The sequence below is a fragment of the Microcoleus sp. CAWBG640 genome, from assembly GCF_020883015.1.
GTDB lineage: Bacteria > Cyanobacteriota > Cyanobacteriia > Cyanobacteriales > Microcoleaceae > Microcoleus > Microcoleus anatoxicus.
Genome location: NZ_JAHRFC010000002.1, coordinates 163320 through 177397, shown reverse-complemented (window position 1 = coordinate 177397; position 14078 = coordinate 163320). Strand labels below are relative to the sequence as shown.

At 44.7% G+C, this 14078-nt stretch carries 17 protein-coding genes; 10 read left to right on the top strand and 7 right to left on the bottom strand.

The features are described 5' to 3' along the window. Positions 1-71: 71 nt before the first annotated feature. From crtB to AAFP11_RS02190, 4 genes are all read left to right on the top strand, one after another. Positions 72-944 (top strand): cyanoexosortase B, encoded by an 873-nt coding sequence (gene crtB / locus AAFP11_RS02205; protein ID WP_341735543.1) that lies wholly within the window; start codon positions 72-74, stop codon positions 942-944. A gap of 4 nt (positions 945-948) precedes the next feature. Next, complete coding sequence (locus AAFP11_RS02200; protein WP_341735542.1) at positions 949-1650, top strand: cyanoexosortase B system-associated protein; 702 nt, start codon at positions 949-951, stop codon at positions 1648-1650. A 129-nt stretch (positions 1651-1779) separates the two neighbouring features. Next, positions 1780-3282 (top strand): polysaccharide biosynthesis/export family protein, encoded by a 1503-nt coding sequence (locus AAFP11_RS02195; RefSeq protein ID WP_341735541.1) that lies wholly within the window; start codon positions 1780-1782, stop codon positions 3280-3282. 203 nt (positions 3283-3485) lie between these two features. Beyond that, the gene (locus AAFP11_RS02190; RefSeq protein ID WP_341735540.1) at positions 3486-5777 is read left to right on the top strand and encodes an AAA family ATPase; all 2292 of its coding nucleotides are present in this window, start codon (positions 3486-3488) and stop codon (positions 5775-5777) included. A 33-nt stretch (positions 5778-5810) separates the two neighbouring features. On the opposite strand, the gene AAFP11_RS02185 is transcribed toward AAFP11_RS02190, so the two are convergent. Continuing rightward, on the bottom strand, positions 5811-6077 hold the full coding sequence (locus AAFP11_RS02185) for a hypothetical protein (protein ID WP_341735539.1): 267 nt from the start codon (positions 6075-6077) through the stop codon (positions 5811-5813). A 523-nt stretch (positions 6078-6600) separates the two neighbouring features. Between AAFP11_RS02185 and lpdA the strand changes: the two genes are divergently transcribed. The 3 genes from lpdA to AAFP11_RS02170 all read left to right on the top strand — a co-directional run bounded on the left by lpdA (position 6601) and on the right by AAFP11_RS02170 (position 9391). Then, positions 6601-8040 carry a dihydrolipoyl dehydrogenase gene (gene lpdA, locus AAFP11_RS02180; RefSeq protein ID WP_341735538.1) on the top strand — a complete coding sequence of 480 codons (1440 nt, stop codon included), beginning with the start codon at positions 6601-6603 and terminating at the stop codon, positions 8038-8040. A 287-nt stretch (positions 8041-8327) separates the two neighbouring features. Then, positions 8328-8819 (top strand): DUF4365 domain-containing protein, encoded by a 492-nt coding sequence (locus tag AAFP11_RS02175; protein WP_341735537.1) that lies wholly within the window; start codon positions 8328-8330, stop codon positions 8817-8819. After that, on the top strand, positions 8816-9391 hold the full coding sequence (locus AAFP11_RS02170) for a hypothetical protein (protein WP_341735536.1): 576 nt from the start codon (positions 8816-8818) through the stop codon (positions 9389-9391). Before AAFP11_RS02175 ends, AAFP11_RS02170 begins: the two co-directional genes overlap by 4 nt. On the opposite strand, the gene AAFP11_RS02165 is transcribed toward AAFP11_RS02170, so the two are convergent. From AAFP11_RS02165 to AAFP11_RS02145, 5 genes are all read right to left on the bottom strand, one after another. Further along, positions 9388-9777, bottom strand: coding sequence for a HEPN domain-containing protein (locus AAFP11_RS02165; protein ID WP_341735535.1), 390 nt, complete (start codon positions 9775-9777; stop codon positions 9388-9390). The two genes, AAFP11_RS02170 and AAFP11_RS02165, sit on opposite strands and share 4 nt — an antisense overlap. Then, positions 9774-10211 (bottom strand): nucleotidyltransferase domain-containing protein, encoded by a 438-nt coding sequence (locus tag AAFP11_RS02160; RefSeq protein WP_341735534.1) that lies wholly within the window; start codon positions 10209-10211, stop codon positions 9774-9776. The genes AAFP11_RS02165 and AAFP11_RS02160 overlap by 4 nt, the downstream gene beginning before the upstream one ends. Positions 10212-10312: 101 nt before the next feature. After that, the gene (locus AAFP11_RS02155) at positions 10313-10729 is read right to left on the bottom strand and encodes a hypothetical protein (protein WP_341735533.1); all 417 of its coding nucleotides are present in this window, start codon (positions 10727-10729) and stop codon (positions 10313-10315) included. A 15-nt stretch (positions 10730-10744) separates the two neighbouring features. Next, positions 10745-11053 (bottom strand): hypothetical protein, encoded by a 309-nt coding sequence (locus AAFP11_RS02150; protein ID WP_333277188.1) that lies wholly within the window; start codon positions 11051-11053, stop codon positions 10745-10747. Between the two features lie 96 nt (positions 11054-11149). Continuing rightward, complete coding sequence (locus tag AAFP11_RS02145) at positions 11150-11395, bottom strand: hypothetical protein (protein ID WP_341735532.1); 246 nt, start codon at positions 11393-11395, stop codon at positions 11150-11152. A gap of 353 nt (positions 11396-11748) precedes the next feature. On the opposite strand from AAFP11_RS02145, the gene AAFP11_RS02140 reads away from it, so the two are divergent. Then, positions 11749-12102 carry a hypothetical protein gene (locus tag AAFP11_RS02140; protein WP_341735531.1) on the top strand — a complete coding sequence of 118 codons (354 nt, stop codon included), beginning with the start codon at positions 11749-11751 and terminating at the stop codon, positions 12100-12102. A 93-nt stretch (positions 12103-12195) separates the two neighbouring features. Then, the gene (locus tag AAFP11_RS02135; RefSeq protein ID WP_341735530.1) at positions 12196-12591 is read left to right on the top strand and encodes a transcriptional regulator; all 396 of its coding nucleotides are present in this window, start codon (positions 12196-12198) and stop codon (positions 12589-12591) included. Between the two features lie 83 nt (positions 12592-12674). Here AAFP11_RS02135 and AAFP11_RS02130 read toward each other — a convergent pair whose 3' ends face one another. After that, positions 12675-13067, bottom strand: coding sequence for a XisI protein (locus AAFP11_RS02130; RefSeq protein ID WP_341735529.1), 393 nt, complete (start codon positions 13065-13067; stop codon positions 12675-12677). Between the two features lie 100 nt (positions 13068-13167). On the opposite strand from AAFP11_RS02130, the gene trpC reads away from it, so the two are divergent. Beyond that, the gene (gene trpC / locus AAFP11_RS02125; RefSeq protein ID WP_341735528.1) at positions 13168-14067 is read left to right on the top strand and encodes an indole-3-glycerol phosphate synthase TrpC; all 900 of its coding nucleotides are present in this window, start codon (positions 13168-13170) and stop codon (positions 14065-14067) included. Positions 14068-14078 lie beyond the last annotated feature (11 nt).

The following is a 14078-nucleotide window of genomic DNA, read 5'->3' as shown; positions in this document are numbered from 1 at the left end:
TTGTCAAATCCTTTGAGTGTCAAATTAAAAAATGTTGAACTCAAGAATCACAACTCAAAAAAATTAAAATAATGCAAATCCAGCGCCCAATTCGCATCCTGAAGCGATACCTCCTAGAAGAAGGTATTACGGTACTCCTAGTGCTGCTGTATGCTCCCCTGGTATTACACTGGTATGACGGATGGTTCAACAAAAACATCAGCATAGAACACGAATACTTCAGCCACGGAATTATTGGTTTACCCTACGCAGCTTACATAGCTTGGACCAATCTAAATAGCTGGCGTAAATTACCCAACTCCCCCCATCCTTTAGGATTAGTGTTACTGCTACTAGCGACCCTTTTTTATGTGAGTAGATTAAGCGATTTGGTAAATTTATCTCTGTCCCTAATGCTAGGGAGTATTTGCTTGTGTTTAAAAGGAATACCAGGCTTGAAATTGCAGGGAATACCACTTTTTTTTATATTGCTCGGTTCGCCAAATCACATTCCTTACTTAATCGAACCCTACGCCTTGCCTTTGCAGCACTTAATTGCGGAAATATCGGGCTTAATTTTAATCAAAGCTGGTCTTAATGTCAGAGTAGAAGAAGTTTATCTGTATGTAAACGATCGCATTGTAGAGGTTGCACCCCACTGTGCGGGTCTAAAAATGCTGTTTACCAGTCTGTATGTTAGCTTAATGCTGCTGGACTGGACAGGAGTTGGGACTTCATGCAAAAAAAGCATTTTATTTCTAGCGAGTACATCTATCATTAGTATCAGTTCAAATATCCTCCGCAATACTTTACTCACTTACTTTCACGGCACCGAGAAAGTAGGACTGTTTACTTGGCTACACGCAGGATGGGGTGGAGATTTATATTCGGCTTGTATACTAGGTTTATTGGTACTTCTGATCGACGGTATGGAAAAATATTTCCCAAGCCAGTCTGGCCATTAAAAAAATGATTTCAGCACGCAAACTACTAAAGCGATACCAGTTATTTAAAATTATCGTAATTATGTTTTTACTGGTACTGGTTGGGGCAGTAGCAATTCCGGGCTATGGTACGGGAAGGTGGCCCTGGACAAACCCGCCCGAAGTGACCAACCTCAAGCAATTAAAAACTTTACGTCAAAATGGGTTGACACTTCCCGGCTGGGAGGTAATCCGGGTGCAGAATAACGTACTAATTGGCGGTCACAAGTGGTTAGTTCAAGAAATTAAAAATCCTCAAACAATGGCAATTTTATTAATGTTGCCTCAAAATGGTCCCAAAGACCAGCCCCAGGTGGAATGGCTGGATATCAAGGGGTTTCATCGGTGGCAAACAGATGCCGATCGCACTTTGCCGTTTATAGTTAATTTAAACCCAGTACCAAACGCCAAGACTACAACCATCAAAGCCAGATTTTTCCGCAGCCGGACTGCCCAACACACCTTTGCGGTCTTACAATGGTACGCTTGGCAAAACGGGGGTTCTCCCGCAACAAGTAGCTGGTTTTGGGAAGACAGCATTGCTAGACTGTCAAATCGTCGTGCCTCCTGGGTAGCTGTGTGCATCATTGTTCCCATTGAACCGGATAGTGACATTAAAATAGCTGAACCCATCCTCAAATCTCTGGGTGAAATTGTGCAGGCTAAATTAATGGCAGAAACTTTTTGAAAAAATCGGGCAACCTCGACCCCCCCTGCCCCCCCAAGGGGGGATTTGGGATGGAGAAGGGAATGGTTCAGGGGAAAATACAATTTATCAAAAATAATTTAATTGACCATGAATTATAGACATTTTAAAATGAATAAAAATTATGTTGCTTTTTCCCTGACAGCTCTTTATTCAACTACTTGGACTCTATTTTTTACAACTATATTTTGGGGTTTCAATGCCAAAGTTTTTCCTCAACAGACTTTAGCACAACCTGTGATTCCTAGTTCCGAATTGCTCGATCGCCCGCCACTACCAGTACCCACACCGCCACCAGCAAGACCTAACGCGGACATCAACCCAGCATTCCGCAATCGCCCCTACCGACTAGGCCCAGGAGACCAGATTGCAATTCAAGTTCAGCGCTTCCCAGAGCTCAATTTTACAGGTGCTATCAGCCCCGAAGGCATAATTATCATGCCACTGATAGGCACTGTAAATGTGCGCGGCCTGACGGTGGAAGAAACACAACAGCGCCTGCGCGAACGTTTAGCCCAATTTCTGAAAAATCCCCAAGTCTTCGCATCCCTGCTAGTTCAGCGCCCTGTAGTCGTGACAGTCACAGGAGAAGTTGCCAGACCCGGTTTTTATCCCCTGCAAACCCCCCAAATTCCCGCAGCCCTAGCGGCAGCCAGCGGTACGACTCCGACGGCCCAACTGCGGGCGGTGCGGGTGCGGCGGACACTGCCCTCGGGCGCTATTGCCGAGCAAATAGTTGACATTTTGACACCGTTGCAAACTGGTGTTTCTCCCCCAGATTTGCGTTTAGAGGATGGAGATGCGATCGTCATACCTTATCAACAGACTACGCCCGATCGCAAATCCGATCAAGATTTAGCATCCAGGTACAGCTTGGCAGCAGCCAGTACCCCTGTCCAAGTCACTGTCACCGGAGAAGTCAGCAAACCAGGTTTTTACACGCTTCCGGCCGGTGGTGGGCGAATTTCTGCCGCTTTAGTCGCTGCGGGGGGAGCAACCACAAAAGCTGATTTGCGGGCGGTACGAGTGCGACGGACACTGGTGAACGGCACATCTGTGGAAGAACCCATCGACCTCTACACTCCCCTAGCAAGGGCTAGGGACTTGTTTGATTTCCCCCTAGCTTCTGGAGATGCGATTATTATTCCCGAACTGGATGCTACTCAGAAAAATCTGGACTACGACAAGACTTTGGTTTCGCGCTCTACCTTAATCAAACCCCGGATCTATGTTCGAGTTTTGAGTTACGCTAGTGGTGGTTTGACCTCTTTCTACATAGAAAATGGTAGTACCTTTTTGGATGCTCTCAACAACTTGCCTGTAAATCTTGCGGATATGCGGAACATTGCCTTGATTCGGTTTGACCAAAAGCAAGGTCGAGCTGTCAACCGCAAGATAGATGCTAAAGCTGCTTTGGAGGGAAATCTTTCTCAGAATCCAATGTTGCAAGATAATGATGTGATTGTGATTGGTAGGAATCTGGTAGAGCGAGTTGGTTTTGCCATCAATAGTTTTACTCGACCATTTCGCGATATTTTGGGTTTTATTTTGTTTTTTGAACAGTTAAGAAATGGGGTGACAAATTTGTTCGTACCTAATGATTCTCGTAAGTAGTTATTGGGAATTGGGCCTAGGGAATTGGGCATTGGGCCTAGGGAATTGGACCTAGGGAATTGGGCATTGGGCCTAGGGAATTGGGCATTGGTTATGAGTTATGAGTTATGAGTTATTGGTTATTAAAAACCATAACTAACAGTCAACAGTCAAAAATCAACTGTCAACTGTCAACTGTCAACTGTCAACTGTCAACAATCCTTATGACTTTATCAGTTGTTAAACGTTATTTAATTGCTTTCGACCAATACAAATGGGTGGGATTGGCTACTTTAGCTGTGACTGTGGGCGTGTCGGGAGTAGTGGCCGTGCAGCCAACTCCGCGGCCAATTTACATAGCATCAGGTATGCTCGCCTACCGCCGCCCAACAGTGATTTTTTCAGCGACTACTACTAAAATTCAACAGGAAGGACAAGAAATAACTAAAGATATGTTGCTGGATAAAAAAGTGCTTGAAGGAGCAGCCGAAAAACTCATCCAAGCAGCCGAAAAAAAATCTAATAAACAATCAGCAGCAAAAATAAATAAGGAAGAAGCGGCAAAAGAACTAGAAGATGTGACTAAAAGGCTGGCAAAAAACGTGCAGGTAAAGATGCCGACTAAGAATAATGACCCCAGCGCTTTGATTCAAGTTTTATACAAAAATGCCGATCGCAAAAAAGCCGAAATAGTAGCAGAGACATTGATGAAAGAAATGGTAGATCGCAGCCAAACCATTAATACTTCCCGACTGCGAGAAACCATAGTCCAAATTAACAAGCGTTTGCCAAAAGTCACTCAAGAACTCAGAGAGACAGAGGAAAAACTCGAAGCCTATGAAAAACGAGAACAAACCTCTATTTTAGCAGCTCAGAGCGGTACTTTGCCCCAAGCGATCACTAATAGCGAACAGCAGCAGCGACAACTGCGAGTGCAGTTGGGAGCAATTGAAGCTCAAATCAACAGCTTGCAAAATCGCTTGGGATTAAATGTGGATCAAGCTTACGTCTCTCAAGCACTCTCTGCCGATCCGATTATTGGCCAACTGCGAGTGCAAATTTTTTCCCTCGAATCTCAGCTCAAAATTCTGCGGAGCGACTTGCAGGAAGAACACCCAAAAATTGTAGAATTGGTCAAACAAAAACAAGCTTTTGACCAACAGTTGCAGCAGCGACAATCGGAGGTGCTAGGCGGTAACGGTGTCAGTGCTCCACTCCAAAGTGCCGATCGAATTCGAGTAGATTCTGCCTTAGATCCCGCCAGACAACAGTTAGCTCAAAATTTGATTGCTTTGCAAACACAAAAAGAAGTTGTGCAACAGCAAATCAAGGGAGTGGAGAAAACAGAACAAGAATTGCGCCGACAACACGCCACAATTCCTAATAAGCAATTAGAACAAGCGCGTTTAGCCCAGCAAGTCGGGTTCAAAAAAGCTCTCTACGATAAAATGCAGTCGGCTTTGGTAGATGCTGAAGCGGCGGTAGCCGAGACTACAGGTAGTTTGACAATTGCTCAATTGCCAAAAACTGATGACGTTGAGTCCACCAAGAGAGGTTTGCCGGTGATGCTGGCGGTGGGAGGCTTTGTGGGATTGCTGTTGGGCGGCGGGTTGATATTTTTGCTGGGGATGCTCAACGGCAAGTTTTATAGTTGGGAAGAGGTACGGGCTGCTTTGGCGGAAAAGGAAGTGGCAATACTGGGTGTGTTACCGGAAGTGTCTATCCTTGATTCCTACGGCTTGGAGATGCCGATCGCTCTGGATGCCAATTCGCCCTATTTAGAATTTTACGAGCGGTTGCGCAGTAATTTACGCCGGATTGGTAACAAACCAGTCAAGGTGGTGTTGCTAACTTCCGCCTCGGCCGAGGAGGGAAAAACCTTTAGCGCTTACAATTTGGCTATTGCCTCAGCTCGATCGGGCAAACGGACTTTGTTAATTGAAGCAGATTTGCGCGAGGCTTCTCACATTGAATGTCTGAAAATCGCGATCGATCCTCTGGCGGCGGTAGAACCTTTACACTATTACGGCAATATCAGCGAGTGTGTCCGTTTAGTACCAAATGTGGAAAACCTATACGTCATACCGAGTCCGGGGTTTTTGCATCAGGCTGCGGGGGTACTCGAATCCAGCGAAATGCGGATATTGTTCCAGGATGTTCGCAATCGCTTCGATTTTGTGGTGGTGGACTCTCCGGCTTTGAGCGAGTGCAATGACGCCCTCACCCTAGAACCTTACACTGACGGTATGATTTTGGTGGCGAGGCCTGGTTACACTCTATCGAGTATGTTGTCGGAAGCAGCAGATCAGTTGCTCGAATCTGATGACGAGGAGTCGAGTAAATCCCCGCGGTTGTTGGGGGCGATTATTAATGGTGCTGACATTGCGGTGAAGATCCGCCACGATATTGAGGAAGTGGAAATGCCTTTCGGTGCGATCGACCATAGAGCCATAGAAGTGCGATCGAGTCGATTACCCCAGCAGCAGTCAAAGCTCAAAAAGAAAGCCACTAAATAGTATAGCCTTCTTCGCGGCGGTTAGGAAATTCTGCTATTCCTTAGATTCCGGCCGCGATCGCCGCTTGTTCTGGATAAACTGTTCTAAATCGGCGATCGCATCTTCAAAATCCGACAAATTAATTTTCGCAGGTTTAGGCTGCTTGGGCGGACTAGAAGACTTGGGAGCGACAGCCGGAGACTGAGGTTCTACGGCTGGACTGCTGCTGGCTTCTATATAATCGAACAATTCATCAAGAGACTCAAAAAATGATTGAGCCGAGGTCCGGCGTGAATCTTTCTGGTCATAGTCTTCCATCATAAACCACTCCATTTGACCGTAAAATTGCAAACAAACTCTGCGAGATGCCAAGCCTTACAAAAATTAGACCCAAAAACGAGATTAAAATCAACAAGGGAAGCCAAAAAAGGCAATCACCGAATCCAGAAGTCCTACCAGACAATGCGACTCTCCAACCCTATTTAGCTTCAGCCCCGCTTACTTGACAATTAATACATACCCAACTTAAAACAATCAACTGTGAAAAATTAGTCCAAGATGCAGAAACCGGGGTTTTTTACGCAAATACTGCATTTTAGCCTTTAAGACTGGTGAACACTTCCACCACGCGAGGGTGCTTTGGTATTTAGGCGTCCAGGACTAAAAATCTCAGTTACTGGAGAAATTTGTCTAATTAACCCTAGTCTAGTCGAAAATAAGGATCGGGACTGATGCAAAGATCGCTGCTATTACAGGATTGCGATCGCCATGTACCAGCTTTAAATCACGAAAATACTGTATTTTTGCTTAAGTCCTCAGATAGAAATAACACTAGGAGAATCAGGTGACTCAGGGATTTGATTACGATTTAGCAATTATCGGCGCCGGCGTCGGCGGACACGGCGCGGCCATCCACGCCGTTAGCTGCGGGCTGAAAGTGGCAATTATCGAAGCGGGCGACATGGGCGGAACTTGTGTGAACCGCGGCTGTATTCCCTCTAAGGCGCTGTTGGCGGCTGCGGGGCGGGTGCGGGATTTGCGCAATGCTCACCATTTGAAGACTTTGGGTATTCAGTTGGGGAGTGTGGATTTCGATCGAGGGGCGATCGCCAATCATGCTAACACCATTGTCAGCAAACTGCGTGGCGACTTGACCAACAGCCTCAAACGTTTGAATGTCGATATCATCCAAGGCTGGGGAAAAATCGCCGGTTCTCAAAAAATCACCATCGAAACCGATAAAGGCGAAAAAACGATTACCGCCAAGGATATTATCCTCGCTCCCGGTTCAATTCCTTTTGTCCCCCCAGGGATAGAAATTGACGGCAAAACTGTGTTTACTAGCGACGATGCTGTCAGATTGGAATCGCTTCCGAAGTGGATTGCGATTATTGGTAGTGGCTATATCGGTTTGGAGTTTTCCGATATTTACACTGCATTGGGCTGTGAAATCACGATGATTGAAGCTCTAGATCAATTAATGCCGACTTTCGATCCAGATATTGCTAAGTTAGCAGAACGGGTGTTAATTACACCTCGCGATATTGAAACAAAAGTTGGTGTTTTGGCGAGAAAGATTACTCCTGGTTCGCCGGTGATTATTGAATTAGCTGATTTCAAAACTAAGGAACTTGTCGAAGTTTTGGAAGTAGATGCTTGTTTGGTAGCAACTGGCCGAGTTCCTGTTAGTAAGAATTTGGGGCTAGAAACTGTTGCTGTGGAAACGATGCGCGGTTATATTCCAGTTAACGATAAGATGCAGGTTTTGGTTGGTGGAGAACCAGTCAAGCATTTGTGGGCGATCGGCGATGTGAATGGCAAGATGATGTTAGCACACACTGCGTCTGCGATGGGAATTGCGGCGGTGGAAAATATCTGTGGGCGCGATCGGGAAATTGACTATTTGAGCATCCCAGCGGCGGCATTTACTCACCCAGAAATTAGCTATGTAGGGATGACGGAACCTGCGGCGAAGGAGTTAGGAAAAACTGAAGGGTTTGAGGTAGCTTCTGTCAAGACTTATTTTAAGGGAAATTCTAAAGCGATTGCTGAAGGGGAAACCGACGGTACGGCTAAGGTGATTTACCGGAAGGATACAGGGGAATTGTTGGGTGTTCACATTTTCGGTTTGCACGCTTCGGATTTGATTCAGGAGGCGGCAAATGCGATCGCGCAACGGGATTCTGTTCACACTTTAGCATTCCGAGTGCACACTCACCCGACGCTTTCGGAAGTGTTAGATGAGGCGTTTAAGCGGGCGGCTGGGGCGGCCGGCGGTCATTAATCTGTAGGGGCGGAGTTCCGATTAGTGTCAACTTAAGTCTAAACCCTTGAGAAAACTCGTTTGTAGTCTAGTCTCGATCCCCCTAAATCCCCCTTAAGAAGGGGGACTTTGAGAAGACTCTTGTCCCCCCCTTGTTAAGGGGGGCTAGGGGGGATCTCCGGGTTTTAAAACACGCCATAGGGGGGATCGAAAGCCTATGGGAGCAACAAAAGACTGGTACTATGTTTGACGTGTTTGTTGACACCAATGTGCGATCGTGACCGCCTCTTTTTGAGAAGTGTGTTTAAATGGAATTGAATCAGCGAAAAGAATTATTTAGCAAAGCTTACGTGCGTGCTGTGGCGGCAGTGGCCGGCTGTTCTGTAGATCAACCTGAGAATGATTATGATAGCGTCGATCTGTGTATCAAGGCGATCGGCTACGATCCAATGCAACCACACCGCCTCGAATTGCAGTTAAAATGTACTTCAAGAGATGTACTTGATACTGAATCTGTGCGATATCCGCTCAATCTCAAAAATTATAACGACTTAAGATTCACCACCTTTATTCCCCGCCTACTAATTGTGGTTTTAGTACCGGAAAATATCGGGGAATGGATACAACAGTCTGAGTCGGAAATGTCGCTCAAACATTGTGCCTATTGGGTATCGTTGCGGGGAATGCCTGAAACTAGAAATACAAATCGCATTACTGTTGAATTGCTCCGCCGGAATCAGTTTACAGCAGAGGCTCTTGAGTCAATTATGCAGCGCATTAGCAAAGGATGTGTCCCATGAAAGTAACTGTACGAGATTTTGAAATTTTCAATAGTTTAGATGTGAATGTGATTGTAGCATATTTACAAAGAACTGGCTGGCACGAACATAGCCGACTTTATGACAATAAAGGAGCGATTTGGGTCAAAAAAAATGATGCTGGAGATGTATTTGATATTGGGCTACCCTTGACAAGGGAGTTTGCCGATTATCCAGCTCGGATGGGAGATGCTGTCAAGACGCTGGAAGCGGCAGAAAATCGTTCTCAGTTAGAGATTCTGAGCGATTTAATTACTTCGTTAGATAATACCGAGATTCAAGGATTTGTCGTGAAAGTCAATCGCGAAGAAGGCGAAAAAATTGCTAAGGTAGTAATGATGGGGTTTGTTGTGGGTAAGTTGCAGAAAATCTATCTCGAATTGAAAGAAAATGATTTGAATTTGGCACTGAAAGCTTATCAGGAAAGAATTCCTGTCACTTGCGGTGGCGATTTTGTCAAAGAGGGCGGATATTTTGCGGTGAAAAATCTGCGGGAGTTTGCTTTGATGGTAGAGGAAGCTAAGGGAGATGAAATTGCGATCGCAGTTATTTAGGGCGGTGGTAGAGTGCCGATCGCACTTTGGGCTAATTCGAGAAATTCTTCAGCTTGGGCGATCGAATCTGCGGCTTGCTCGCTCATAACAGCATCAAGTTCGCCGTAATCTCCAGCATTTCGCAATTCCTGAGCTCTGATGAGGTATCGGTGAAATTTAACAGGAACTCTTCCTGTACGAGCAAATTCTCGACCAAATGCACTAATGACTGCGGAATGTTTAGAAAAAGATAGTCCTTCACCTTCTAAAAATGCTTCGGCGATATAAAACATCGTGTAGTAGGCGCGAGAGGCTGCATAATCCGGGTATTCGCCATCTAACATTAATTTTGCCGCTGCAAGGCTTTGACGAGCTTTGGCGAGTAAGTTTAATTGAGCGGATGTCATATTAAAATTCCCTCTTTACGGATATTTCTGAGCAAAGGGCCTTGATAATTAGTGAATTTTTCTTCATTCATAAACTGGCAGCTAATCACTTCATCATTTTGGAGCGACAAATCTGCTACAATCTGAAGAGTTCTATCAATTTCGACCCCGGCTTGAACTGGCGCTTTGAGAACTACTAACACATCTATATCTGAATCGGGATGTGCATCGCCTCGCGCCTGGGAACCGTAGAGTACCATTGTGACAAGGCGGCTGTCGTAGATTTGCTCGAAGTGCGATCGAAGTTGCGTTAGGATGTTCTTAAGTTTATCGTTAACGATCGTATTTGTTGTAAGTGATTTAGCTGTTTCTTCTGGTGAAAGTCCGAGAAATTCTTCTGCTGTCCCGACAGTCCATCCTGCTGCTTCTAAGCGTTGGCGTTTAGCTGTGTCCATAAAATACCTTCTCGCTCTCAATTTAAATTTTGTCGTATTGCTTCAAGCGCTTTTTACATTTTTAAGGCGATCGCACTTTAGGCAGAATGCTGCAAATCTGGCTAAATCTTAGCAACAACAAAAGGAGATTCGATATCAATTAGCCAGTTTTCATCAATCACTTTGAGATTGGCATCTAAAATCAGAGTCAGTTCGCCAATTTCATCATCGCCATCATCACTAACCAGGTTGTTTTCAACCGCAGATAGATCGGCTTTGAGTAAAAATTTCAGTTTAATCCAGTGAGAAGTGGGATGGTTGTTGATGATATTTGTGCCGAGCGATCGCCCGATTAACTCAGCATAGATTGGATGAATAAAAGCAATCTCTTCATAAAATTTATTACTATCCCAATAACCGCGTATTTTGTAATTGCAGGATTGCAGATGTTTCTCGATTAGGTGATTCAGGGCGATCGGTGCTAATAGTTGAGCAAGTTCATCCCAAATTTGGTGATTTGTCAAAGTTACGGCATTCATCAGCTTAATTGTCCCTTAATGACTTGTCTTGACACCAGAAAAGTGTAAAACTCCCTCAATAAACTTTGCGTGATAGCGGTAATCTCCGCCTTCTCCTAACACCTTAGATTTGAGATCGTATCCTTCTTCTTCAGAAGGAATAAGACCTATACTGCCATCGGGCGGTACTCTACCATTTTGAATCGCTTTGAGATGTTTATTGTTTTGATCGTATCTCTTGCCGAGGCGGATTTGCTTTTTGCTAAAAGATACTAGCATATCAGCCAGCGTTTGATATATGATATCAGGCTGAATATCCGCCCAGTTATTGGGTAGAGATTCCATTTGGCTGTCTGCGATCGAGATTCTTTGATTATACCAAAGAGCAATCGCACTTCAATAGTATAAGGGCGATCGCACTTTCAGCAGCTAAATCAATTTTCACTCGCCTTTGAGTAGGTGATAAGTACCTAAAGCAATTGCTATACCTAATACTGCGGGAGCCGCAACAGCAGCAGCAACAGCAGCGCTACCACCAACCGTAACAGCAGCAATACTTCCGCCAACACCTCCAATTGTTGATGCAACTTGTCCTGCTATTCTTCCATTTTTTCGTGCTTCACGTTCGCGTTCAGTCAAAGCTTCATCATCTTCAAGTATCTTGCCAACTATGAAAGTCGATACCATGATGAGTGTGTGGAAGGTGTTGAGTATAGATATGATCGCCTTTTGCCATAGTTTGTAACCAGGTGAGGTTCAATAAGTATTAAATATCACAGAAAACCTGGTTTAGTCAATACGGGAAAACACTTAGACGCTCTGCAAGAAGTTAAAATAGTGGCAACAATCATTCAAGATTTATTTAACGGCAGCCTAGCGAAATTTTTGAGAGAATCTGCAATTATCCCGATCGCAATTTTTGAAAGTTATGCAATCCTTGGGACGGCGTTCATTAGTTGAAAAAATCCCGGAGGGCGATTCCCTACGGGATAGCTACGCTTCACGCACATTTTTCATCCTGGGGCCCGTACTAAAAGAGTATGTCAAAACTAACTATTCCCGCCCAATCTGTGAGTAATAAAAATTATATAGCAAATCCCGCTAAGGAGACGGCAATGCCGTTTCCCTACATTGAATTATCTGGAATTTGGAAATGTGCGATCGACCTTTCTTTATTGAATTGGTTTTTCAGTCCTCTTTTAGAGGACTTTCGCTATGAGACGGGGGTTTTCAACCCCCGGCGGACTTGCGGGTTAGCGCGAGGATTTTGGCGGCGCAAAAGTGCGATGGATTTTGGATTAGGAATTATTGCCAAAAACTCGGTTTATTTAATTTTAGGTGTGGCCAGAAACCGGGTTTTTTCGGAGAATCTTTCGTTACAGTCGGTGATTTAGCAAAAAACCCGGTTTCTTAGATTTTGGGTTTTGGTCGATCGCCCTTAAATTTGATAAAATTAGATATCTGCAAAACATCTGAACGATCGCTAAATGTTTGACTCTGACAAGTACAGCAGCTTGCTATCTCAATATCAACCGCGCATCATCAAAAATGAAGATGAAAACGAGATATTTTTAGAAATTGTTGAAAGTTTGCTTTCTCGGAACAATCTAACTCCCGAAGAAGATACTCTCCTAGAACTCTTAGTCAAACTAATTGAGGATTTTGAAGAAACACATTATAAAATAAATGCTTCAACTCCCCACTCAAGACTTCTTCATTTGATGGACGCTAGAAGTTTAGAACCAGCGGATTTAGTAGAAATTATTGGCACAATTGATATGGTAACTGAAATCGTTAATAGTCAACTAGAAATTACTAAAAAACAAGCTGAGGCTTTGGGAAAGTTTTTTCATGTCAATCCGAGTTTGTTTCTGTTCAATTAATCACAATCTCTCATATCTCTTAGTCCGCGTCGGCGGACTTCATTTGTTTAGACGCGATTTCAATCGCCGAATAATCTATCGGCTTAGGCCGATCGCATAACAGCAGATTCAGCAACAATTTCTTCATCTTGGCCGCTCAAGCCAGTTCCAAATTCAGTATATTGCCGCACTTGAGGATGGCGAAAACCGAGTACAATATCTTCATTAGGAACACCTGCTGCTAGTAAATCGGTAGCCACACCTTCTTCAGTATCATCATATTGAATCCAGATTTTATTCCCGATTAAATCGAGGTGGATTGGTGTGGCGTGCAGGTAATTGTCATCATTCCAACCAATATCCAAAACTAAATAGCTTCCTCGTTCATCATCAAATAAAAGTTGAGAATGATAGCCATCAGGTATAGTATTGTAGAAGTTAGCGTGTTCCTGAAGTATGGTTTTGATGATTTCTTGGTATCTTAATCTGGTATCCATTGAAGTATTGCCTCACTTTTGCAAAAAATAATCAGTTTTACAATCTGATATATAATTAATACGTTGAAACTTGTCGCGATCGCCCTTAATCCCCCCTATCATGCTCCAAATCCGCCGCCGTCCCCCCAGCACCTCCGTCTCCGTACTCTACCTCAGCTACAAAATCGCCGTACCCGACGCCGAACCCCAGCACATCCTCGAAGAAATCGTCTGGCAAAAAGAAGTAGAAGTTGCTCAAAAGCGCGATCGCACGCCCTTAGCCGAACTTCACAAAAAACTCCCCTTCGCACCACCAACCCGCGACTTTCTCGCCGCCCTTAAAAACGGCAAAACGAAACCAGCTATCATCGCCGAAGTCAAAAAAGCTTCCCCCAGCAAAGGCGTAATTCGTGAAGATTTCGATCCGGTGGAAATTGCCCAATCCTACCAACAAAACGGCGCAACTTGTATCTCCGTACTCACCGATGAAAAATTCTTTCAAGGCAGTTTCGACAACCTCAGCAAAATCCGTTCCGCCGTTGATTTACCCCTGCTTTGCAAAGAGTTTATCATCTATCCTTACCAAATCTATCTCGCCCGCATTCATGGCGCAGATGCCGTACTTTTAATCGCAGCTATTCTATCTGATAAAGACTTACAATACTTTGTCAAAATTGTCAAGACATTAGGCATGACCGCCTTAATCGAAGTTCACACTCAAGAAGAACTCGATCGCGTATTAACCCTCCAAGGCGTCAACCTAATCGGCATCAACAACCGCAACCTAGCAGACTTTTCCGTCAGCCTAGAAACCACCAGCCAGCTATTAGCCTCGCGCCAAACCGAAATTCAAGACAAAGACATCCTCATCGTCAGCGAGTCAGGAATCCACACTCCCGCAGACCTCACTCAAGTTGCTAATGCTGGTGCCCGTGCCGTCCTGATTGGCGAATCCCTAGTCAAACAGCCAGATCCGGGTGCTGCTTTAGCCTTGCTTGCCGCCGACATCGCCACTGCATAATTTTGGGGTAG

Bases quoted from the DNA above. Each gene is read 5' to 3' on its own strand.
- AAFP11_RS02200 (WP_341735542.1), top strand. From the start codon at position 949: ATGATTTCAGCACGCAAACTACTAAAGCGATACCAGTTATTTAAAATT.
- trpC (WP_341735528.1), top strand. From the start codon at position 13,168: ATGCTCCAAATCCGCCGCCGTCCCCCCAGCACCTCCGTCTCCGTACTC.
- AAFP11_RS02135 (WP_341735530.1), top strand. From the start codon at position 12,196: ATGTTTGACTCTGACAAGTACAGCAGCTTGCTATCTCAATATCAACCG.
- AAFP11_RS02185 (WP_341735539.1), bottom strand. From the start codon at position 6,077: ATGATGGAAGACTATGACCAGAAAGATTCACGCCGGACCTCGGCTCAA.
- AAFP11_RS02160 (WP_341735534.1), bottom strand. From the start codon at position 10,211: ATGGACACAGCTAAACGCCAACGCTTAGAAGCAGCAGGATGGACTGTC.
- AAFP11_RS02155 (WP_341735533.1), bottom strand. From the start codon at position 10,729: ATGAATGCCGTAACTTTGACAAATCACCAAATTTGGGATGAACTTGCT.
- AAFP11_RS02140 (WP_341735531.1), top strand. From the start codon at position 11,749: ATGTCAAAACTAACTATTCCCGCCCAATCTGTGAGTAATAAAAATTAT.
- AAFP11_RS02170 (WP_341735536.1), top strand. From the start codon at position 8,816: ATGAAAGTAACTGTACGAGATTTTGAAATTTTCAATAGTTTAGATGTG.
- AAFP11_RS02195 (WP_341735541.1), top strand. From the start codon at position 1,780: ATGAATAAAAATTATGTTGCTTTTTCCCTGACAGCTCTTTATTCAACT.
- AAFP11_RS02130 (WP_341735529.1), bottom strand. From the start codon at position 13,067: ATGGATACCAGATTAAGATACCAAGAAATCATCAAAACCATACTTCAG.
- AAFP11_RS02175 (WP_341735537.1), top strand. From the start codon at position 8,328: ATGGAATTGAATCAGCGAAAAGAATTATTTAGCAAAGCTTACGTGCGT.
- crtB (WP_341735543.1), top strand. From the start codon at position 72: ATGCAAATCCAGCGCCCAATTCGCATCCTGAAGCGATACCTCCTAGAA.
- AAFP11_RS02165 (WP_341735535.1), bottom strand. From the start codon at position 9,777: ATGACATCCGCTCAATTAAACTTACTCGCCAAAGCTCGTCAAAGCCTT.
- AAFP11_RS02190 (WP_341735540.1), top strand. From the start codon at position 3,486: ATGACTTTATCAGTTGTTAAACGTTATTTAATTGCTTTCGACCAATAC.
- AAFP11_RS02150 (WP_333277188.1), bottom strand. From the start codon at position 11,053: ATGGAATCTCTACCCAATAACTGGGCGGATATTCAGCCTGATATCATA.
- AAFP11_RS02145 (WP_341735532.1), bottom strand. From the start codon at position 11,395: ATGGTATCGACTTTCATAGTTGGCAAGATACTTGAAGATGATGAAGCT.